General features: G+C 68.8%; 20 protein-coding genes. 8 read left to right on the forward strand and 12 right to left on the reverse strand.

Annotation, left to right across the window (positions count from 1 at the left end):
• Window positions 1-97: 97 nt before the first annotated feature.
• Window positions 98-1,165 carry a succinyl-diaminopimelate desuccinylase gene (gene dapE / locus BEMPMBAN_RS14560; protein ID WP_159231095.1) on the reverse strand — a complete coding sequence of 356 codons (1,068 nt, stop codon included), beginning with the start codon at window positions 1,163-1,165 and terminating at the stop codon, window positions 98-100.
• A gap of 24 nt (window positions 1,166-1,189) precedes the next feature.
• On the opposite strand from dapE, the gene dapD reads away from it, so the two are divergent.
• Window positions 1,190-2,134: a 2,3,4,5-tetrahydropyridine-2,6-dicarboxylate N-succinyltransferase gene (dapD, locus tag BEMPMBAN_RS14565; protein ID WP_159231096.1), complete on the forward strand. Its 945-nt coding sequence runs from the start codon at window positions 1,190-1,192 to the stop codon at window positions 2,132-2,134.
• Between the two features lie 77 nt (window positions 2,135-2,211).
• Here dapD and BEMPMBAN_RS14570 read toward each other — a convergent pair whose 3' ends face one another.
• Together BEMPMBAN_RS14570 and BEMPMBAN_RS14575 are read right to left on the reverse strand one after the other, a co-directional pair.
• A complete protein-coding gene (locus BEMPMBAN_RS14570) occupies window positions 2,212-2,814 on the reverse strand; it encodes a M15 family metallopeptidase (RefSeq protein WP_159231132.1) in 603 nt (200 codons plus the stop codon).
• 94 nt (window positions 2,815-2,908) lie between these two features.
• Window positions 2,909-4,336, reverse strand: coding sequence for an acyl-CoA synthetase (locus BEMPMBAN_RS14575; RefSeq protein WP_159231097.1), 1,428 nt, complete (start codon window positions 4,334-4,336; stop codon window positions 2,909-2,911).
• A gap of 31 nt (window positions 4,337-4,367) precedes the next feature.
• Between BEMPMBAN_RS14575 and BEMPMBAN_RS14580 the strand changes: the two genes are divergently transcribed.
• From BEMPMBAN_RS14580 to BEMPMBAN_RS14590, 3 genes are all read left to right on the forward strand, one after another.
• Window positions 4,368-4,922, forward strand: a complete 555-nt coding sequence (locus tag BEMPMBAN_RS14580) for an NUDIX domain-containing protein (protein ID WP_234897456.1) — start codon at window positions 4,368-4,370, stop codon at window positions 4,920-4,922.
• 160 nt (window positions 4,923-5,082) lie between these two features.
• Window positions 5,083-5,583 (forward strand): Rv2253 family sensor-like surface protein, encoded by a 501-nt coding sequence (locus tag BEMPMBAN_RS14585; RefSeq protein ID WP_159231098.1) that lies wholly within the window; start codon window positions 5,083-5,085, stop codon window positions 5,581-5,583.
• Between the two features lie 111 nt (window positions 5,584-5,694).
• Entirely contained in the window at window positions 5,695-7,356 is a 1,662-nt protein-coding gene (locus tag BEMPMBAN_RS14590; RefSeq protein WP_159231099.1) for a nucleobase:cation symporter-2 family protein, read from the forward strand.
• Window positions 7,357-7,436: 80 nt separating this feature from the next.
• Here BEMPMBAN_RS14590 and BEMPMBAN_RS14595 read toward each other — a convergent pair whose 3' ends face one another.
• Both BEMPMBAN_RS14595 and pruA read right to left on the reverse strand, forming a co-directional pair.
• Window positions 7,437-8,396: a proline dehydrogenase family protein gene (locus BEMPMBAN_RS14595; protein ID WP_159231100.1), complete on the reverse strand. Its 960-nt coding sequence runs from the start codon at window positions 8,394-8,396 to the stop codon at window positions 7,437-7,439.
• 3 nt (window positions 8,397-8,399) lie between these two features.
• Window positions 8,400-10,028 (reverse strand): L-glutamate gamma-semialdehyde dehydrogenase, encoded by a 1,629-nt coding sequence (pruA, locus tag BEMPMBAN_RS14600; protein ID WP_159231137.1) that lies wholly within the window; start codon window positions 10,026-10,028, stop codon window positions 8,400-8,402.
• Between the two features lie 100 nt (window positions 10,029-10,128).
• On the opposite strand from pruA, the gene BEMPMBAN_RS14605 reads away from it, so the two are divergent.
• On the forward strand, window positions 10,129-11,712 hold the full coding sequence (locus BEMPMBAN_RS14605) for a PucR family transcriptional regulator (protein ID WP_159231101.1): 1,584 nt from the start codon (window positions 10,129-10,131) through the stop codon (window positions 11,710-11,712).
• Window positions 11,713-11,800: 88 nt separating this feature from the next.
• On the opposite strand, the gene dapC is transcribed toward BEMPMBAN_RS14605, so the two are convergent.
• Window positions 11,801-12,889 carry a succinyldiaminopimelate transaminase gene (gene dapC / locus BEMPMBAN_RS14610; protein ID WP_159231139.1) on the reverse strand — a complete coding sequence of 363 codons (1,089 nt, stop codon included), beginning with the start codon at window positions 12,887-12,889 and terminating at the stop codon, window positions 11,801-11,803.
• 56 nt (window positions 12,890-12,945) lie between these two features.
• Complete coding sequence (gene fdxA / locus BEMPMBAN_RS14615) at window positions 12,946-13,269, reverse strand: ferredoxin (protein WP_159231102.1); 324 nt, start codon at window positions 13,267-13,269, stop codon at window positions 12,946-12,948.
• A 279-nt stretch (window positions 13,270-13,548) separates the two neighbouring features.
• Here fdxA and BEMPMBAN_RS14620 point away from each other — a divergent pair, with 279 nt between their 5' ends.
• Window positions 13,549-14,106, forward strand: coding sequence for a PadR family transcriptional regulator (locus BEMPMBAN_RS14620; protein ID WP_159231103.1), 558 nt, complete (start codon window positions 13,549-13,551; stop codon window positions 14,104-14,106).
• Window positions 14,103-16,130: an NADPH-dependent 2,4-dienoyl-CoA reductase gene (locus tag BEMPMBAN_RS14625; protein ID WP_159231104.1), complete on the forward strand. Its 2,028-nt coding sequence runs from the start codon at window positions 14,103-14,105 to the stop codon at window positions 16,128-16,130. Before BEMPMBAN_RS14620 ends, BEMPMBAN_RS14625 begins: the two co-directional genes overlap by 4 nt.
• Here BEMPMBAN_RS14625 and BEMPMBAN_RS14630 read toward each other — a convergent pair.
• Genes BEMPMBAN_RS14630 through yczE form a run of 3 tightly spaced genes read right to left on the reverse strand, consistent with a single transcriptional unit; the run spans window position 16,020 to window position 17,951 of the window.
• Complete coding sequence (locus BEMPMBAN_RS14630; protein ID WP_159231105.1) at window positions 16,020-16,430, reverse strand: YdhR family protein; 411 nt, start codon at window positions 16,428-16,430, stop codon at window positions 16,020-16,022. The two genes, BEMPMBAN_RS14625 and BEMPMBAN_RS14630, sit on opposite strands and share 111 nt — an antisense overlap.
• A 10-nt stretch (window positions 16,431-16,440) precedes the next feature.
• Window positions 16,441-17,274 (reverse strand): oxygen-binding di-iron domain-containing protein, encoded by an 834-nt coding sequence (locus tag BEMPMBAN_RS14635; RefSeq protein WP_159231106.1) that lies wholly within the window; start codon window positions 17,272-17,274, stop codon window positions 16,441-16,443.
• On the reverse strand, window positions 17,271-17,951 hold the full coding sequence (gene yczE / locus BEMPMBAN_RS14640; protein WP_159231107.1) for a membrane protein YczE: 681 nt from the start codon (window positions 17,949-17,951) through the stop codon (window positions 17,271-17,273). The genes BEMPMBAN_RS14635 and yczE overlap by 4 nt, the downstream gene beginning before the upstream one ends.
• A 60-nt stretch (window positions 17,952-18,011) precedes the next feature.
• On the opposite strand from yczE, the gene yczR reads away from it, so the two are divergent.
• On the forward strand, window positions 18,012-19,460 hold the full coding sequence (gene yczR, locus BEMPMBAN_RS14645; RefSeq protein WP_159231108.1) for a MocR-like transcription factor YczR: 1,449 nt from the start codon (window positions 18,012-18,014) through the stop codon (window positions 19,458-19,460).
• A gap of 180 nt (window positions 19,461-19,640) precedes the next feature.
• Here the strand turns inward: yczR and BEMPMBAN_RS14650 are convergent, their stop codons facing one another.
• Window positions 19,641-20,105, reverse strand: coding sequence for a DUF2231 domain-containing protein (locus BEMPMBAN_RS14650; RefSeq protein ID WP_159231109.1), 465 nt, complete (start codon window positions 20,103-20,105; stop codon window positions 19,641-19,643).
• Window positions 20,102-21,025, reverse strand: a complete 924-nt coding sequence (locus BEMPMBAN_RS14655; RefSeq protein ID WP_159231110.1) for a fumarylacetoacetate hydrolase family protein — start codon at window positions 21,023-21,025, stop codon at window positions 20,102-20,104. Before BEMPMBAN_RS14655 ends, BEMPMBAN_RS14650 begins: the two co-directional genes overlap by 4 nt.
• Window positions 21,026-21,042 lie beyond the last annotated feature (17 nt).

A 21,042-nucleotide genomic window follows, 5' to 3' on the forward strand; every position in this document is an offset into this window, starting at 1 on the left:
AGAGCGCCCGAAGATCAGAACAGTGGACGTGTACGGTCCCCGGAACTATCCGGAGATGTCGTCTGCTCCCAGCATGGTTTTCAGGCTATCCGCGCCGTCAAGCGGTTAGATACCGCCGGAGTATCTCGGTCACCGCGGTGATCTGTTCGATGTCCACGCGTTCGTCGGAGCGGTGTGCCAGGTTGGGGTCACCGGGGCCGTAGTTGACGGCGGGGACGCCCAACGCCGCGAACCTCGACACGTCGGTCCATCCGTACTTGGCCCGTACCTGCCCCCCCGCGGCCTCGACCAGTCTGGCCGCGGCGGGCCGGGTGAGGCCCGGTAAAGCACCGGCCGCCGAATCGGTCAGGTCGATCCCGACGTCGAGGCCGTCGAAGACCTCGCACACGTGGGCGTACGCCTGATCGACGCTGCGATCCGGAGCGAACCGGAAGTTGACCGTCACCGTGGCCGCGTCGGGGATGACGTTTCCGGCGATGCCCCCGTCGATACGCACTGCAGAAAGGCCCTCGCGGTAGAGGCAGCCGTCGATGTCGACGCTGCGGGCCTGATACTGCGTGAGCCTGGCCAGCACCCCACCCAGCTTGTGGATCGCGTTGTCGCCCAGCCACGACCGGGCGGAATGCGCCCTGGTTCCCGCGGCGCTGATCACCACGCGCAGCGTGCCCTGACACCCGGCCTCGATGTATCCGCCCGACGGCTCTCCGAGGATCGCGACGTCGGCCTCGAGCCACTCGGGCAACTCGCGCTCGATACGGCCGAGCCCGTTGGCCGAGGCTTCGATCTCCTCGCAGTCGTACATCACCAGGGTGAGGTCGTGTGCGGGGTCGGCGACAGTGGCGGCCAGGTGCAGGAATACCGCGTCGCCCGATTTCATGTCCGAGGTGCCGCAGCCGTGCAGCACCCCGTCGACCAGCCGGCTGGGCACGTTGTCGGCCGCGGGCACCGTGTCGCTGTGCCCGGCCAGCAGCACCCGTGTCGGCTTTCCGAGGTCGGTGCGGGCGAGCACGGCGTCACCGTTACGGATCACCTCGAAACCGGTGGTCTGCTCGCGCAGCGCCACCTCGATCTCGTCGGCGATGCGCTTCTCGTGCCGCGATTCGCTGGGAATGTCGACCAACGCCGCGGTCAGCGCGATCGGATCACCGTGTAGGTCAAGTCCCACACCGTTGACGTTAGTCTGAGCCCCGTGAATTCTGCATCAGGTATTGGCGTAGCGACGATCGCGGCGGACGGGACCGTCCTCGACACCTGGTTCCCGGCGCCCGAGTTGACCGGCGACGGCCCGTCGGGGACCGCCCGCCTGTCGGTGGCCGAGGTGCCCGACGAGCTGGCGGCGCTGGCGGGCCGCGACGAGGACCGCGACGTCGAGACCGTCGTCGTGCGGACCGTGATCGCCTCGCTCGACGACAAGCCCGCCGACGCCTACGACGCGTATCTGCGGTTGCACCTGCTCTCCCACCGGCTGGTCCAGCCGCGCGGCGCCAACCTGGACGGGGTCTTCGGGGTACTGGCCAACGTCGTGTGGACCAACTTCGGGCCGTCCGCGGTCGAGGGCTTCGAGACCGTCCGTGCACGGTTGCGCCGCCGCGGCGCGGTCACCGTCTACGGGATCGACAAGTTCCCGCGCATGGTCGACTACGTCACCCCGACGGGGGTGCGCATCGCCGACGCCGACCGGGTGCGGCTGGGCGCCCACCTCGCGGCGGGCACGACGGTCATGCACGAGGGCTTCGTCAACTACAACGCGGGCACGCTGGGCTCCTCGATGGTCGAGGGCCGGATCTCGGCCGGTGTGGTGGTCGACGACGGCTCCGACGTCGGCGGCGGCGCCTCGATCATGGGGACGCTGTCGGGCGGCGGCAAGGAGGTCATCTCGGTGGGCAAGCGCTGCCTGCTGGGCGCCAACGCCGGACTCGGGATCTCCCTGGGTGACGACTGCGTGATCGAGGCCGGGCTCTACGTCACCGCGGGCACCAAGGTGCAGACCGGCGACGGCCAGACCGTCAAGGCGCGCGACCTGTCGGGCGCGAACAACCTGCTGTTCCGTCGCAACTCGGTGACCGGCGCGGTCGAGGTCGTCAAGCGCGACGGCACCGGCATCACGCTCAACGAGGCCCTACACGCCAACTAGCCTCCGCGAGCGGGCGTGTCCGCACGCCGCCGCGCCGCAAACCGTGGCATTTCGCGCACGCTCGCCGTTGACGAGCGTTACCCCGCCGCGTTGGGCAGCAGCGGCGGACAGTTGCCGTTCGCATCCGCGACGAGCTCGAAATGCCAGATTTCGTTCGCATAGATCTGGCACAGCCCGAACTGCCTGCCGTTGGCGATCAGCCACCTGTCGGCCTCGACCGGACCGATGTCGATCGCCTGCCCCGTCACGTGTTTGGACACGTCGGGCGTCGCGACGAACTCGGCGGCCGCGGCGACGCTGCCGTAGGTCTGCACCGCGTTGTCGAACAGCCGCTGCTGGAAACCCTTTGAGCGCCAGCCCGAGGTGACCCCGAGCTCCACGCCCTGGGCACGAGCAACGGTGGCGGCCTGCTGCACTGCCTGCAACAGTGCTGGATCGAGTTGCGAGAGAATGGGATTGGCGGTGTCGAACGGCGACAGCATGGTGCCGTCGGGCAACCAGCCGCCGGTGGTGTCGACGGCACCGGGGCCGATGCTCAGGGCGTCGGCGGGCGGCACCGGGGGTTCCGGCGCCGGGGGCACTTCGATGCTGGTCTGCATCAGCGCCACCTCAGGGGGCTGGCCGCAGGCCGCCAGCACGCTGACAGCGAGCGCACCGACGATCGCCACGAGGGTGCGCATACTGCCGGCGCAGGGCGGCGTGTTGCGTGCAGACACGCCCGCTCGCGGGGACAAGGGAGTCACCGGGCCGCCAGGATGCAGATCTCGCTGAACCTCAGACCCATCGCACCAGATCCTTCTTGAGCACCTTGCCCATCGCGTTGCGGGGCAGACTGTCCACCAGTCGCACCACCCGCGGCCGCTTGTGCGCCGAGAGCTGCTGGGACACGAACTCGATCAACTCCTCCGGCGAGGCGTCACCGACCACGAACGCGACGATGCGCTGGCCCAGATCGTCGTCGGGCGCACCCACGACCGCGGCCTCCTTCACACCGGCGTGCCCGAGCAGCACGGTCTCGATCTCGCCCGCCCCCACCCGGAATCCGCCGGTCTTGATCAGGTCCACCGATTCGCGGCCGACGATCCGGTGCATGCCGTCGCCGTCGACGACGGCGACATCGCCGGTGTGGTACCAGCCGTCGGCCGCGAGCACCTCGGCGGTGGCGTCAGGACGGTTCAGATAGCCGTCGAACATCGTGGGGCTCTGAACCTGCAGCCGGCCAATGGTTTCCCCGTCATGTGGCACCCCGGAGCCATCCTCGGCGGTCAACCGGGTCCGCACACCGGTCAGTGGCAGCCCGACCCAGCCCGGCCTGCGCTCGCCCGCGGCCAGGGTGCTCAGCGTGATCAGGGTCTCGGTGCTGCCATAGCGCTCCACGGGCTGGTGCCCGCTCAATGCGGCGAGCCCGTCGAAAACCGGGACGGGCAACGGTGCGCTGCCGGAGACGAGCAGCCGCGCGGGTGTCAGTGCGCGCGCCGCGTCACCGTCGTCGACGATCCGCGACCACACCGTCGGCACCCCGAAGAACAACGATCCGCCCGCCTCCGAGGCGGCCTGCGCGTAGGCCGCCGGGCTGGGCCTGCCGGTGTGCACGAATCGGTTTCCGACGCGCAGCGACCCGAGCAGACCCAGGACCAGGCCGTGTACGTGGTAGAGCGGCAGCCCGTGCACCAGGGTGTCGTCCGCCGTCCACTGCCACGCCTCGGCGAGCATGTCGATGTCGGCCGCGATCGCGCGACGGCTCACCACCACACCCTTGGGCGCTCCGGTGGTGCCGGAGGTGTAGACGATCAGCGCGGCGGCCTCGGGCGGGGGCTCGGCATAACGATGCCACGAGCGGGCGTGCAGCCGAACCGGAATGTGGGGCAACCCATCTTGTCCGTCGGCGTCCTCGGGCTTCTCCCCCAGCCACGCCTGGACGCCGGAGTCGGTGAGGATGTGGCGCCGCTCGGCCGCGCCGACGTCGGCGGGCACCGGCACCACCGGGACGCCGGCGNTCAGGCAGCCGACGATGGCGAGCACCGTCGCGGGGGTGGGGGTGGCCAGCACCGCAACCCGGTTCGCGGCACCCACCCGCTCGGCGACCGAGGNCGCCGCGCCGACCAGATCACTGCGGCTCAATGTCGTCCCGTCGATACGAACCGCATCGGCGACGTCGGCACCGGCGGCGACCGCCGTGGGGTTCAAGGAGGCCAGCAGCACGGGGTTCGAGGCTACTCCTCATACTGACGCGGTGGATTCGATCCGGACCGAGGGGTCACGCGAGGTGTACCGGAATAACTGGCTCACGATGCGGGAAGATGACATCCGCAGGCCCGACGGCAGCAGCGGGATCTACGCAGTGGTCGACAAACCCACCTATGCGCTCGTCATCCCACGCGACTCCGACCTCGGCGGTGACCGCTTCCACCTCGTCGAACAGTTCCGCTATCCACTGGGGCTGCGACGCTGGGAGTTCCCACAGGGCACGGCGCCGGACCGGTTGGACCTCGACGGCGCCGAGCTCGCAGCACGTGAGCTGCGCGAGGAGACCGGTCTGCGCGCCGCGTCCATGACCGAGCTGGGTCTTCTCGACGTCGCGCCCGGTATGAGCAGCCAACGCGGCCGGGTGTTCCTGGCCACCGGGATCACCGAGGGATCCCACGACCGCGAGCACGAGGAACAGGACATGCGCAGCGCCTGGTTCACCCGTGCCGAGCTGGAACACATGATGCGCGACGGTGTCATCACCGACGCGCAGTCACTCGCCGCATGGACACTGATGCTTCTCGCCGAGCGCGGACAGTGAGCTCCGTTACGCACGAACATCATTCGTCGGCGGGCTCCGATACCAACCCGTGACACAACTGTGCCCCAACCTGCCGTGTCGGGCAGGCACGTTGACCGGTGGCCCAATTAGGTTGCAAAGGCCACAGATGGCACTTCTGAGAAACCACGGTGAGGGAACCATGTCTGCCCGACGGGCCTGCATCGCGCTAGCATCCGCGACACTTGTTGCGGTGGCGGGTGTTTGCACGGCGGTCACGGCTGCGGCGGCGCCGCCGGACTGGAGCGGTCGGTACACCGTGGTCACCTTCGCGTCGCAGAAGATCGGCACCAGTATCGCCGCCCGCCAGCCGGAACCCGATTTCAGCGGTAAGTACACGTTTTCGACGTCCTGCACCGGCACCTGCGTGGCCACCGCCTCCGACGGGCCGGCGCCCAGCAATCCGACCGTCCCGCAGCCGAGCCGCTACACCTGGGACGGCCGGCAGTGGGTGTTCAACTACAACTGGCAGTGGGAGTGCTTCCGGGGCGGCGATGTGCCCAGCGAATACGCCGCGGCACGGTCGCTGGTGTTCTACGCGCCCACCCCGGACGGATCGATGTTCGGCACGTGGCGCACCGAGATCCTGGAAGGAATCTGCAGGGGCACCGTGGTCATGCCGGTCGCGGCGTATCCGACGTAACCGCACGGTCACGCGCAGGGAAAACTCCCGAAACCGGCGGCTCCGAGGATTGGGCCACCGGCCCGGTCGCTGTTCGGCGGGGCACCGCACGCAGGCGGGAGCGCAGCGTTGATGGCCACACTGGCGAGGATCCTGAACCAGGGCAACACCGGCCAGCGACCTGTGGACGAGGTACCACCGCTGAGGCGGTTGTTGCCGCTCGGGATCCAGCACGTGCTGGCGATGTACGCAGGCGCGGTCGCGGTGCCGCTGATCGTCGGCGGCGCGATGGTGGGCGCGGGCCAGCTCGAGCAATCCGACATCGTGCACCTGATCATGGCCGACCTGTTCGTGGCCGGGATCGCGACCATCATCCAGGCCGTCGGGTTCTGGCGCTTCGGGGTACGGCTGCCGCTGATGCAGGGGGTGACGTTCGCCGCCGTCGGGCCGATGATCACCATCGGCCTGAACCACGGCGTCACCACGATCTACGGCTCGGTGATGGCCTGCGGGCTGTTCATGATGTTGCTGGCACCGGTGTTCGGCAAGCTGATCCGGTTCTTCCCGCCGTTGGTCACCGGCACGATCATTCTGATCATCGGGGTGTCGCTGATGCGGGTGGCGGCCGGCTGGTTCGGAGGCGGCGCCGCCTCGGGAACGGACTTCGGTACCCCCGCGGCCATCGGCATGGGCTTCTTCACGCTCGCGACGATCGTCGTCATCGAGAGGTTCGCCCCGGAGAGCCTGCGGCGGGTGTCCATCCTGCTCGGACTCGTCATCGGCACGGTGGTGGCGGTGCCGTTCGGCATGACCAACTGGGACCACATGGGCGACTACAGCTGGGTCGGCATCGTCACCCCGTTCCAGTTCGGCCTGCCGACGTTCGAGATCAGCTCGATCATCGCCCTGCTCATCGTCGGAATCGTGATCATGACCGAGACGACCGGTGACATCGTGGCGGTCGGTGAGATCGTCGACGAGAAGATCACCCCGCGCAAGCTCGCCGACGGACTCCGCGCCGACGGACTGGGCACCGTGATCGGTGGAGTCTTCAACACCTTCCCCTACACGGCGTTTGCCCAGAACGTGGGTCTGGTGGCGATCACCGGAGTGCGCACCCGCCACGTCGCGACCGTCGCGGGCATCATCCTGGTGCTGCTCGGTCTGCTGCCCAAGATGGCCGCCGTGGTCGAGGGGATCCCGCTGCCCGTACTCGGCGGCGCCGGCGTCGCGCTGTTCGGCATGGTTGCGGCCAGCGGGATTCGCACGCTGACCAAGGTGAAGTTCGACAACACCAACATCCTGGTGGTGGCGATCTCGGTCGGGGTGGCGATGTTGACCGAGGCCAAGCTGTACTACACCGACCGGTCGCTGTCGGATTCACCCGTGAACGTCGCGCTGGACCTGTACCACCAGTTCCCTGACTGGTTCCAGACGATCTTCCACTCCGGCATCTCGGCGGGAGCGATCACTGCGATCGTGTTGAACCTGTTGCTGAACAACAGAACCGGCGATACCGACGAAGGCGACCTGGCGGCTCACGACGCACCACGCGGCGCGCTGCCGGACCCGCTGGATGCACTGCGCGCCGCGGATCCGTCGACCCCGCCGGACGAGCTGGAGGCCTTGGCGCACAAGCGCCCCGAACTGCACACCATCATCGTCACCAACCCGTCGACCTACGTGTCGACCTGCGACTGGATCAAGGGCCGGGGCGACCCGCAGGTTGCCCAGGTGTATCAGAAGTGGGACGAGGTGACCGAAGGCAGATTCTCGAAGCGCGCCCGGGAGTAGCGGCCCTGGTGTGCGTCCAGATCGCGATTCGGGGCGAAAACGCGATCTGGGCGCACACTAGAGCGGCCGCGTGTGATGAGTTACGGACGGCGTTCGGCCAGCGCTCTCAGGAAGAAGGTGAGGTTGGCCGGCCGCTCGGCCAGGCGCCGGACGAAGTAGCCGTACCACTGAGTGCCGAACGGCACGTACACCCGCATGTTGTTGCCCTCGCCGGCCAGCCGACGCTGCTCGGCATCGCGGATTCCGTAGAGCATCTGATACTCGAAATCATTTACTCCACAGCCATTTTCACGAGCAAGCGCGGGAACAGCCGCGATGATCTCCGGATCGTGGGAAGCCACCATCGGATAGCCGCTGCCCGCCATCAGCACGCCCAGGCACCGCAGGTAGGAGTCGGTGATCGCGGCGTTGTCCCGGTAGGCGACCGAGGCGGGTTCCTCATAGGCGCCCTTGCACAACCGGATCCGCGCGCCCGCGGCGAACTCCTGACAGTCGGTGTGAGTGCGTTTCAGATAGGCCTGCAACACCGTGCCGACCCAGTCGAAGTCGGCACGCAGGTCACGCACCACCGACAGCGTCGAGTCGGTCGTCGTGTGATCCTCGGCGTCCACGGTCACCCACACACCCGCACGTTCGGCGCGTTCGCAGATCGCGCGGGCGTTCTCCAGCGCGATCTTCTCCCCGTCGCGCGGCAGCGCCTGCCCCAGTGCCGACAGCTTGATCGACACCTCCAGCGGCCGCACCCCGGCAGAGGCCTCGCCTCGTGTCGAGAAGGCCTCGATCAACTGCAGATAGGCCGCGACAGTCGCCTCGGCGGCGTCGCTGTCGGTGACGTCCTCGCCGAGGTAGTCGATCGATACCAGGCGGTGGGAGTTCCTGAGCTGCTCCACGGAGTTCATCACGTCGGCGACGCTCTCGCCGGGGACGAACCGGTGCACCACCTCGCGGGTCACCGGCAACCGCTCCGCGGCCCGCCGCAGGCCGTCCCGCCTACCGGCAGCCAGGATCAACGGCCGGGCGACACTGCGGAACATGCCCATGGCTCATGACTCCATGTGGGGATAAGGGTGGTCGGTGGCCGGTACGAACGTCTCCTTGATCGACCGGGCCGAGGTCCAGCGCAGCAGGTTCATCGCGGAGCCGGCCTTGTCGTTGGTGCCCGACGCCCGAGAACCGCCGAACGGCTGCTGGCCCACTACCGCGCCGGTGGGCTTGTCGTTGACGTAGAAGTTGCCCGCCGCGTGCCGCAGCCGCTGCTGGGCCTGCAGCACCGCCGCGCGGTCGTCGGCGATCACCGCACCGGTCAGCGCGTACCGGGCACCACCGTCGACGACGTCGAGGATGCGTTCGTAGTCCTGGTCGGGGTAGACGTGCACCGCCAGAATGGGCCCGAAGTATTCGGTGGAGAACGCCTCGTCTGATGGGTCGTCGGACAGCAGGACCGTCGGCCGGACGAAATAGCCTTCGCTGTCGTCGTACTCACCACCGACGGCGATCGTCACGTTCGCCGCGCTCTTCGCCCTTTCGATGGCGTTGACGTTCTTGGCGAACGCCCGATCGTCGATCAGCGCGCCACCGAAGTTGCCGAGATCGGTGATGTCGCCGTAGCGCAGCGCCTCGGTGGCGCCCAGGAAGTCGTCGCCCATCTGCTGCCATACCGAGCGCGCAACGAAGGCCCGCGATGCGGCCGAACACTTCTGCCCCTGGTAGTCGAACGCCCCCCGGATCAGTGCGGTGCGCAGCACTTCGGGACGTGCCGAGGGGTGTGCGACCACGAAGTCCTTGCCGCCGGTCTCCCCCACCAGGCGGGGGTAGGTGTCGTACCGGTCGATGTGCGTGCCGACCTCACGCCAGAGGTGCTGGAACGTCGCCGTCGACCCGGTGAAGTGGATGCCGGCCAGCCGCCGGTCTGCGAGGACCACGTCCGAGACCGCCAGGCCGTCGCCGGCGAGCATGTTGATCACGCCGGCGGGCAGCCCCGCAGCCTCGAGCACCTGCATGATCAGGTATGCGGCGAAGGTCTGGGTAGGCGCGGGCTTCCACACCACGGTGTTGCCCATCAGAGCGGGTGCGGTGGGCAGATTCCCGGCGATGGCGCTGAAGTTGAAGGGGGTGATCGCGTAGATGAAACCCTCGAGCGGACGGTAATCGGTGCGGTTCCACACGCCACGCGAGCTGACCGGTTGCTGCTCGAGGATCTGGCGCGCGAAGGCGACGTTGAACCGCCAGAAGTCGATGAGCTCGCAGGGCGCGTCGATCTCGGCCTGGTAAGCGCTCTTGGACTGGCCCAGCATCGTCGCCGCCGCGATCTTCTCCCGCCACGGCCCGGCCATCAGGTCGGCGGCCCGCAGGAACACCGCCGCGCGTTCGTCGAATGGGGTGGCCTCCCAGTCGGACTTGGCCGCCATCGCCGCTTCTACTGCCGCGCCGGCGTCGGAGTGGTCGGCGTTGGTCAAGGTCCCCAACCGGGCGGCGTGCCGGTGCGGCTGGACCACGTCCACGCGCTCGCCGGCGCCCATCCGGTGCCGCCCGCCGATGACGTGCGGGAGGTCGATCGCGGCGGCGGACAGACTCTGCAGCGCGTCGGTGAGTCTGGCACGCTCCGGTGATCGGGGGGCGTAGTCGTGAACCGGCTCGTTCTGCGGCACCGGCACCTGAGAAATCGCAGCGATCGCGTCCATGCCGCAAGGATGCCCCTTCTCGGCGCGTTATCCGATGGCTGATCGGACAAGCCCTGGCACACTGGATAGTCCAAACGGACAAGGCGTGGTGATGGCGGCACAACAGGGACCGGGGCTCGGGCTGGGCCAGTTGCTGCTCGCGCTGGACCGCACGTTGGTGACGCTCGTCGACGCACCGCGCGGACTGGACATGCCGGTCAGCACCGTCGCACTCGTCGACGCCGACGACGTCCGGCTCGGCCTGGCGACCGGACCCGGATCCTCTGACCTGTTCTTCCTGCTCGGGGTGCCCGACACCGACGCCGTCGACTGGCTCGAGCAGCACGCGGGCCACCCCGCCGCCCTGTTCGTCAAAGAACCCACCCCGGGCGCGGTGGCGCGCGCGGTCAGATTGGGCATTGCGGTTGTGGCCGTCGACCCCCGAGCTCGGTGGGAGCACCTGTACCGGCTGGTCAACCACGCATTCGAACATCACGGCGACCGCCACGACCCGCAGCGCGACTCGGGCACCGACCTGTTCGGGCTCGCGCAGTCGATCGCCGACCGGACCCGCGGCATGGTCTCCATCGAGGATGCCGACAGCCACATGCTGGCCTACTCGGCCTCCAGCGATGAAGCCGACGAGCTACGCCGGCTGACGATCCTGGGCCGCGCCGGTCCGCCCGAGCACCTGGAGTGGATCGGACAGTGGGGCATCTTCGACGCGCTGCGAGCCGGCGCGGACGTGGTGCGTGTCGACGAGCGGCCCGAGTTGGGACTGCGGCCCCGCCTGGCGGTGGGTGTGCATCTGCCACCGACCGACGCGGGCCTGCCCCTCGGCTTCGCCGGGACCATCTGGCTGCAGCAGGGGTCGACGCCGCTTGCCGATGACACCGAGGAGATCCTGCGGGGTGGCGCGGTGCTCGCGGCGCGGATCATGTCGCGGCTGGCGGCGGCGCCGTCGCAACATGCCGCGCGGGTGCAGCAACTGCTCGGCCTGGCCGGCAGTGAGACCGACGACGTCGCGCTGGTCGCCCGCGAACTCGGGATCCCGCTCGACTCCCGCGCCGCGCTCGTCGGTTTCCGTGGGCTCGGCGGCGCGGTGCCGACCGATGTCATCGCGTTGAGCGCCAGCGCTTTTCGTGCCGATGCGCAGGTGGCCTCGACCGGCGACAGGGTCTACGTGCTGCTGCCGAAGATCGGCGCGGCGGCATCCGTCACGTCCTGGGCGCGTGGCGTCGTCGCCGCGCTGCGCCGCGAACTGGGCCTCGACGTGCGGGCAGTGACGGCCGCCCCGCTGGCCGGGTTGACCGGCGCCCCGACGGCCCGCCAGGAGGTGGACCGGGTGTTCGACAGCGCCGAGCGCCATCCCGCCGCCATCAGCCGGGTGACTTCGCTGGACGAGGCGCGCACCACGGTGTTGCTCGACGATGTGGTCTCACATGTGGCGGCCGAACCGCGACTGGTGGACCCGCGGGTCCGCGACCTGTGCGCCCGGGACGGCATGCTCGCCGACACGCTGCGGGCCTACCTCGACGGATTCGGCGACGTCGCCTCGGTGGCACGGCAACTGCACGTCCACCCCAACACGGTGCGCTACAGGATTCGCCGGATCGAGAAGCTGCTCGCCACGTCGCTCGACGACGCCGACGAGCGGCTGGTGCTGGCCCTCGGGCTGCGGGCCGCCGCCCGCTAGGCGCGCAAAACCACCGCCAGGGTGCGTCAGCGCGCCAGATCTGCGGGCCGCTGCACCGCAGCCTCAACTCAATCGCTGCACCGCAGCCTCAACTCAATCGCTGCACCGCAGCGGCGATGCGCTCGTCGGTGGCCGTCAGCGCCACCCGCACGTGCCGCGCACCGCGGGGCCCGTAGAACTCGCCCGGCGCGACGAGGATGCCGCGCTGCGCGAGCCACGCGACGGTGTCCCGGCACGGTTCGCCGCGGGTGGCCCACAGGTAGAGCCCGGCCTCGGAATGGTCGACGGTGAACCCGGCCGACCGCAGTGCCGGCAGTAGGACCTCTCGCCTTCGGGCGTAGCGCTCACGCTGAGACTGCTCGTGCGCGTCGTCGTCGAGCGCGGCCACCATCGCCGCCTGCACCGGGGTGGGCACCATCATGCCCGCGTGCTTGCGCACCGCCAGGAGTTCGGCGACGACGGCCGCGTCACCCGCGACGAAGCCCGCCCGGTAGCCGGCGAGCGACGAGGTCTTCGACAGCGACTGCACGGCCAGCAGGCCGGTGTGGTCGCCGTCGCAGACGTCCGGGTGCAGCACCGACAGCGGGGCGGCATCCCAGCCGAGCCCGAGGTAGCACTCGTCGGAGGCGATCAGCACACCCCGGTCCCGGGCCCATCCGACGACCTTGCGAAGGTGGTCGGCCCCGAGCACCTTGCCGGTCGGATTACTCGGCGAGTTCAGATAGACCAGCGGCGGTGCGGCCGGACCGAGCTGGGTCAGCGAATCCGCTCGCAGCACGGCGGCGCCGGCGAGCAGGGCCCCCACCTCGTATGTGGGGTACGCCAGCTCCGGTACCACCACGGTGTCGGCGCCACCGAGCCCGAGGAGCGTCGGCAGCCAGGCGATCAACTCCTTGGTACCGATCACCGGCAGGACCGCATCGGGTGACAGACCGGTGATGGCGTATCTGCGCTGCAACGCGGCGACAACCGCCTCGCGAAGCACCGGCGTGCCGGCCGTCGTCGGATACCCCGGCGCAGCGCTGGCCGCGGCGAGCGCGTCGCGGATCACCGGCGCCACCGGATCGACCGGGGTGCCGACCGACAGGTCGACGATGCCGTCAGGGTGGGCACGCGCGAGGGCGGTCACGTCGGCCAGGGTGTCCCACGGGAACACCGGAAGCGACGCCGACCTCAGCGGCCGGCGGGTGCCCTCAGGCGGCTCGTGCTGGGCGGGACGCTGCGCCGTGGTTCTCAGTCCTCACCCTGCGGGGGCAGGTCCTTGACGACCTGCGGGTCGTTGTCGGTCTGACCGACCTTCGACGCCCCACCGGGAGAACCGAGTTCGGCAAAGAAGTCGGCGTTGATCTGGGTGTAGCTGCCCCACTGATCAGGGACGTCGTCTTCGTAGTAGATCGCCTCGACCGGGCAAACCGGCTCACAGGCGCCGCAGTCGACGCATTCATCCGGGTGGATGTAGAGCATGCGGGCGCCCTCGTAGATGCAGTCGACAGGGCACTCTTCGATACATGCCTTGTCTTTGACGTCGACGCAGGGTTCGGCGATCGTATACGTCACGAACTTCTCCTCGAGTTCTCTCCAGCTACTACCTACCAGTGGGCTGCTGTCTAGGCGGGGCTGCGCTGTCAACCACGGCCAGCCTCAGCAAGTATCCCTGCCGATAGTTGGACGCGTGTCTCAGTGTGCCCTAACTTCCACGCGCAACCCGTGTCAGGGTTGCGCGTGGTTACTGATACTAAACGTCGCACATACAAGTCGCCTAGTGCGCCACGGCTATGCGCCTCAATGCAGTGCAACTAGTTGCATAGAGGCCGTGGGGGTGCCTACGCTGCCCGGGTGGCGCTTCCCCACGCGATCCTGGTGTCGCTCTGCGAACAGTCGAGCTCGGGTTACGAACTGGCCCGCCGCTTCGATCGGTCGATCGGGTACTTCTGGGCCGCCACCCACCAACAGATCTACCGGACACTGCGCACGATGGTGGACGACGGCTGGGTGCACGTCGCCGAGGTGGCCCAGCACGGTCGACCGGACAAGAAGGTCTACACGGTGTCTGACGCCGGTCGCGCAGAACTGGCGCGCTGGATCGCCGCACCGCTGGTGGGCCGCGGCGGTTCGGTGGCCGACAGCAGGACGCGCGACCTGGCGGTGAAGATCCGCGGCGCCGGCTACGGCGACATCGACGCGATCCGCAGCCAGGCGATGTCGCTGCGCTCCGAACGCCTCGAACTGCTGGAGGCGTACCGGGGATTCGAGAAGAGCCAGTTCCCGGATCCGGGCTCGGTCACCGGCGCCGATCTGCATCAGTACCTGGTGTTACGTGGCGGCATCCGGGCCGAGGAGAGCGCCATCGGATGGCTCGACGAAGTGGTGCCCGCGCTGGAGGCAGACCGATGAACCCCTCGCCCTACCCGCATCTGATGTCGCCGTTGGACCTCGGATTCACCACGCTGCGCAACCGGGTGGTGATGGGGTCGATGCACACCGGGCTCGAGGACCGCGCGCGCGACACCGACCGGCTCGCAGAATATTTCGCCGAACGTGCCCGCGGGGGCGTCGGTCTGATCATCACCGGCGGCTACGCGCCGAATCGCACCGGGTGGCTGCTGCCGTTCGCCGCGCAGATGATTTCGCCCGCCGATGCCCGTAGACACCGTCGGATCACCTCGGCGGTCCACGACGCCGACGGCAGGATCCTGCTGCAGATCCTGCACGCCGGGCGCTATGCGTTCCATCCGTTTTCGGTCGGTGCGTCACCGATCAAGGCTCCCACCAACCCCTTTCGGCCACGCACGCTACGCGACGTCGAGAAGACGATCGACGATTTCGTGCGCAGTGCGGTGCTGGCAAGACAGGCGGGCTACGACGGCGTGGAGATCATGGGCAGCGAGGGCTACCTGCTCAACCAGTTCCTGGCGCCGCGCACCAACAAGCGCACCGACGACTGGGGCGGCACCCCTGAGAAGCGCCGCCGACTGCCCGTCGAGATCGTCCGGCGCACCCGCGCAGCCGTCGGCCCCGACTTCGTCATCTGTTACCGGCTGTCGATGGCCGACTATGTCGAGGACGGCCAGAGCTGGGAGGAGGTCGTGGCGTTGGCCACCGAAGTGCAGGCGGCCGGCGCGACGATCATCAACACCGGAATCGGCTGGCACGAGGCGCGGGTCCCGACGATCGTCACCTCGGTACCCAACAGCGCATTCGTCGAGATCAGCAGCGCACTGGCCGAATTCGTCGACATCCCGGTGATGGCGTCCAACCGGATCAACATGCCGCAGTCGGCCGAGCAGGTGCTGGCCGAGACAGGCGTCCGCCTGATCTCGATGGCGCGGCCGTTTCTGGCCGACCCGGACTGGGTCCACAAAGCCGCCGCCGGCGCCGCCGACGAGATCAACACATGCATCGCCTGCAACCAGGCCTGCCTGGACCACGCGTTCGTCCACAAGACGGTGTCGTGCCTGCTCAATCCGCGTGCGGGCCACGAGACCACGCTGACGCTCGGCCCGACCCGGCATTCCCGTTCGGTGGCTGTCGTCGGCGCCGGACCCGCCGGTCTGGCCGCAGCGGTCACCGCGGCCCAGCGGGGGCACCGGGTCACCCTCTTCGACTCCCGCCCGGTGATCGGTGGCCAGTTCGACCTGGCCCGAAGAATTCCCGGCAAGGAGGAATTCAGCGAGACACTGCGCTACTTCACCCGGATGCTCGACAAGCACGGGGTCGAGGTGCGGCTGGACACCCACGCCGGTCTCGACCTGCTGCGGGGCTACGACGAAGTCGTGCTGGCCACCGGCGTCGCGCCCCGAATGCCCGACATTCCCGGTATCGACCACCCGATGGTGCTGTCCTACGCCGAGGCGCTGGCCGGGGAACCGGTCGGCGAGGCTGTCGCGGTGGTGGGTGCGGGCGGCATCGGCTTCGACGTCAGCGAGTTCCTCACCGTCGACCGCTCCCCCACCCTCGACCTCAAGGAGTGGCGGGCGGAGTGGGGCGCGTTGAATCCGCACGAGGCGCCCGAAGTCCGCGGTTCGTTGACCGCCGCGCTGCCCGCGGCCGCGACGCGTCGGGTCTACCTGCTGCAGCGCACCAAGGGGCCCCAGGGCCGCAGGCTGGGCAAGACCACCGGCTGGGTGCACCGGGCGTCGCTGCGGGCCAAGGGCGTGGAGCAGCTCAGCGGGGTGAACTACGAGAGGATCGACGACGACGGGTTGCACATCAGCTTCGGGCCCGGACACTCCGATCCCCGGCTGCTGGAGGTCGACAGCGTCGTGATCTGCGCCGGGCAGGAGGCGGTGCGTGATCTCGAGGACGGCCTACGGGCACGTGACATCATTCCGCACGTCATCGGCGGCGCGGCCGTCGCGGCCGAACTGGACGCCAAGCGCGCCATCCGCCAGGGCACCGAGCTCGCCGCCCGCCTGTAGCCGCCCCGCCGTCACCGCCGTCGGACCGTCCAGCACGTCGAACTCCCGGATCGACAGATCCTCGAAGTGCGGGCTGTCGAGAAGACCGGCGAACACCGCGGTGCCGCGGCTTGCCTGGGCGGCGTCGCGTGATTCGAAGAAGTACACGCCGCCGTAGGTGTTGTCGGCGGGATCGGCGAGCCAGACCTTGGTCAACAGTCCGGGCCAGCAGGTGAAGGCGTCGGCGATCTGCTCGGCATGAGCCGTGTAGGCCTCGGGCGAGAGATCGGCCAGCGCGAAGGTGACGATACGCACGTACATGGGACTCTCCTCAGGTGGGATCAGGGATCGGGTGGGCGTCGAATTCGTCGAGCAGCGAAGCGATCTGGTCATGGGTCGGCGCCGGGACCGGTTCTGCCTGACCCGCGGCCAGGATCGAGTCCAGGCTGTGGTCGATGCCCCGCCGAACCGGCGGCAGGTGCGACGAGAGCAGCACGGAGGGGCCGAGCCGGCGCACAGCCTCGATCCGGGTGCGCAGCCTGGCGCCGTCGACGTCGGCCACCCACGGGCTGTCGGTACCGGCCCACGCCACCTGCGCGGACCGCAATACGTCCGGATCGATGTGATCGGTGTCCGGACCTGCCACCAGGTCGGCGGGAAGTGGCGCCCCGAAGCAGTCCGAGCTGAAATATGCGCCGGTCGATCGGTCGAGGAAACCCAGCGTCCCGGGGCTGTCGTAGAGCGGAGGCCGAACGGCCCGCAGCACCCGGTCACCGACGTCGACGTCGTCGCCGGGATTGACGATGCGGGTCCTGTCGAATGGCAGCGCACCATCGGGCGCGGCCCGCCCGAAGGTCAGGAATGTTCCGAGAACCGTTGCCTGCGGCGCCAACTCGAGAAGACGACCCAGTGCGCCGGTGTGGTCGCGGTCCTCGTGGGTCAACCAGATCCACTTCAAGTCCGTCAATTTCACGCGGTCGGCGAGAGCGTCGAGGAAATCCGGTGCAAGCACGGCGGTACCGGTGTCGACCAGAACAGGTTCGGCGCAATGCAGCAGGAAGGCGTTCATCGGGATGACGCCCAGGCCGGGCACCGGCCAGTAGGTCGGGAGGACGTCCACGCCGGAGGGTGCGGGAAACGGATGACCGACACGTGGTTGGTTCATGAGTCACTCCTTGGCAGAGGCGGATTCGGGCCGGCGACGTGCACGACCAGATAGCGCAGGAAGAACTGGGTCAGTGGGCCGACGCCCAGCGCGAACACCACGGTGCCCAGCCCGACGGCGCCGCCGAGCAGGAAGCCCGACACCAGCACCGAGATCTCGATCCCGGTGCGAACGCGGCGGATCGGCCAGCCGGTGCGCCGGGCCAGGCCGGTCATCAGGCCGTCACGGGGCCCCGGGCCGAGCTGCGCGCCCACATACAGCGCGGTGGCGAAGGCGCAGACCACAACGCCGGACACGGCGTAGCCGTAGCGCATCGCGGTGCCGTCCGGTGTCGGCAGCAGCGCCATGCTGAGATCGGCGAAAGGTCCCAACAACGCGGTGTTCAGAACGGTGCCGAGACCGGGCATCTGGCGCAGCGGAATCCACGCCGCCAACACCCCGAGCGCGGTGAGGACGATGATCGCGCCGAGGCTGAGCGGGGCGTGCCGCGCGACGCCGGCATGGAAGACATCCCAGGGCGCCGCGCCGACCGCACCCTCGATCATCAGCGCGATCGACAGGCCGTAGAGCCAGAGGCCGGTCACCAGACGGGCCAACCGCTCCGGCAGTCGTCCGGCGGTCAGCTGCGCCACCGGACCGAGATTGGTCAGCTGTGTATCAGTATTGGTCGTGGACATACCGCGAGATTGCCAACAATTGGCCTTGGCTTAAATATCCAATTGCTTCATAATGGCCTGGTGAATGCTTCGCTGGGACCGGAACGGCTCGTCCGCTTGGTCGGCGACTTCGATCGAGATCCGGCGTACCGCGGATTGTGCGAGGCGCTGCAGGAACTGATCGGTGACGGTCGCATCCCGATCGGCACCCGGCTTCCCAGCGAGCGCACGGTGACGGCCGCGCTGGGGGTGTCACGCACGACCGTCACCCGCGCGTATGCCGACCTGGCGGCCAGCGGGTTCGCCATCGCCAAGCAGGGCTCGGGAACCTATGCCGCGGTGCCGGTCGACCGTCGCAAGGTTCACGACCGCGCCCGGCGCCCTCTTGGAATGCCTGCGTCCGCGGCGGGCTCGATCGACCTGAGCATCGCCGCAGGCGGGGCGACGCCCGGGACCATGGCCGCCTACGAACGCGCACTACAGGCGTTGCCGTCGTACCTGGCCGGGGACGGGTACCTCCCGTCGGGTCTGCCCGATCTGCAGGCCAGGGTTGCCGACTCCTTCACCGACCGCGGACTACCCACCACCCCTGAACAGATCGTGGTCACCTCCGGCGCGTTGGCCGCGATCGCGACCGGGGCACGGGCCCTGTCGCGGCCGGGAGACCGCGTGATGGTCGAGTCGCCGGTGTACTCCAACGCCGTCGACGGGTTGCGGCAGGGCGGGGCCCGCCTGGTGAGCTCGCCGCTGGCGGATCCGCTCGGCAGCACGGGCTGGGACCTCGACGGTGTCGACGCGACGTTGCGCCAGACATCCCCGCGCTTGGCCTACCTCATCCCGGACTTCCAGAACCCGACCGGATTCCTGATGGGCGAGGCGGACCGGGAGCGCTACGCCGCGGCGCTACGGCGGGCACGGGCCACGGCGATCGTCGACGAGACGCTGCAGGCCCTCAGCTTCGTCGAGGGCCCGATGCCGGCGCCGTTCGCCGCTTTCGAGCCCGCCGCCATCACGATCGGCAGTGCGTCGAAGGCGTACTGGGGTGGGCTGCGGGTCGGCTGGATCCGGGCGCCGCGGCCGCTGGTCGACCGGATCGTCGCGGCCCGGGTGCGTGCCGATCTGGGCACCTCGGTGCTCGACCAACTGGTCGTCACCGAGCTGATGGCCGCCGAGGGAATCCTCCCCCGACGCCGCGAGGAACTGCGGCAACGGCGCGACGCACTGGCCGACGCCGTACGCCGCCACCTCCCCGGGTGGCGCTTCAGGCTTCCCGAAGGCGGGATGAGTCTCTGGGTCCGGCTTCCCGACGGAAGTGCCACGCGCCTCGCTGTCGAACTCGAACGCCACGGCGTCCAGGTCGCGCCCGGGCCGGTGTTCACCGTCGAGGGCGGTTCGGATGCGTGGCTGCGAATCCCGTTCGCCAAACCGGCCGACGAACTCATCGGCGCCGTTCGCCTGATGGCGGACCTGTGGCCCGGCGCGGCGGGAGCGCGCAGCGGCACGGACGCCGCGCGGACCCTGATCGCCTGATCTGCCCTCGACGGGAATGAATACCGCAGTCCGCTTATTGTGAGGGTCGCTGTCGGATCCTCGTTGCACCGATCTGGAGTTCAACGGCGTCAACCCTGCAATGGGCCACGGCGAGGTCGCCGAGATCGAGGCCGTCAAGCAGGCCTGACGCCGGCGCGCCGAGGGTGGCCTTCGCCGTAGCTATTCGGCGATGACGCCCCACTTGGCCTCGGTGCCGGAGTGACCGATGCGCACCACCTGCACGATCGACGAGACGCCCACCACCACCGCCAAGACCGCCACCGCAACGGCTGCGGCGGTGCGTGGCTTGTCGGACCGACTGCTCAGCACGTGCAGCACCGCCACCGCGATTGCCATCACCATTAGCGCGATGGAGAAGTAGAGCATCGTCTCACCGCGCTCTTCGTGGGTCTCCAGGATCGGACTGTGCGCACCCGCACGGTTGTAGAGCCACTCACCGGCTTCGATGGTCAACGGTGTCAGGGCCAGGTTCACCGTCGCCAGCGCCAGAAGGAGCCAGACGAACCGTCGCCGCGCCGCCGGCCAGACGGCGCACAGAATCCCCAGCAGCGCCGCCAACGGGGCGAGAACGACGATGGCGTGGACGAGCAACGGGTGCAACGGCAATCCTGCGATGGTGGTCATGGCGGCTCCTGGGCGTCGGTGATCGAATGGCTGATCTCCCCGATCTGGTCGATGGCCAGCGTGAGTCGGTCGCCCGGCTGCAACCACCGACCCGTCTCCATGCCGCTGCCGCCGGGCAGGGTTCCGGTCGCGAACAGCTCTCCGGGGTAGAGATGTTCGCCGCGCGACGCGTGTGCGAGCACGTCACCGATCGACCACTGCATGCCCCGACTGAACACCGTGCTGACCGTCGAACCGTTGACGCTGACCGAACCACTCAGCTCGTCGAGCCGCGGCACGATCTCGTCGGCGGAGACCGCGAGCACCGACATCGAGGACAGGAAGTGCTTGGATTTCTGCGGCCCCAGCCCGGTAGCCATCTCGCTGCGCTGCACGTCGCGCGCGCTGAAATCGTTGACGACGACGAACGCGCCGATGGCGTCGAGCGCTTCCTGCGGTGTCGCGTTGTACAGCGGCGACCTCAGCACGAAGCCGAGCTCCAACTCGAAATCCAATGCCGACGAGTACGAGGGGATCGCTACCGGCGCACCGCTGGGGACGAAGTTCAGATGGTTGGACATGTAGTAGATGGGCTGCCGGTAGAACAGCCCTTTGGGCTTGAACAGCGGAAACGGCTTACGGGTCAGCCTTTCGACGAGCGCGGCCGCTCTGGCCTGAGCCGGATGGAACCGGCGCACCAGCCCACGCGCAGCATCGATGGCGTGCTGCTCGTAGAGCATGAAGTCACGGAAGGAGACCGGCTGAAACGGCAGCACGTGGCCTGACAGGTCGACATGTCGATGCGCGGTGGCGAGTTCCCAGGCGGAATCGAAAACCGTGCCGCCGAGAACAGCCGGATCCTGCGCGGGCACCCACGAGCCATCCGGCGCCAGCGCCTGCAACGTCAACCGGCCGTCGACGAGCGTGCGTCGCAACTTCACACCGTCCGTCCTACCAG

Origin of the sequence: Mycolicibacterium austroafricanum, from assembly GCF_902705885.1 — a bacterium.
Lineage (GTDB): Bacteria > Actinomycetota > Actinomycetes > Mycobacteriales > Mycobacteriaceae > Mycobacterium > Mycobacterium vanbaalenii_A.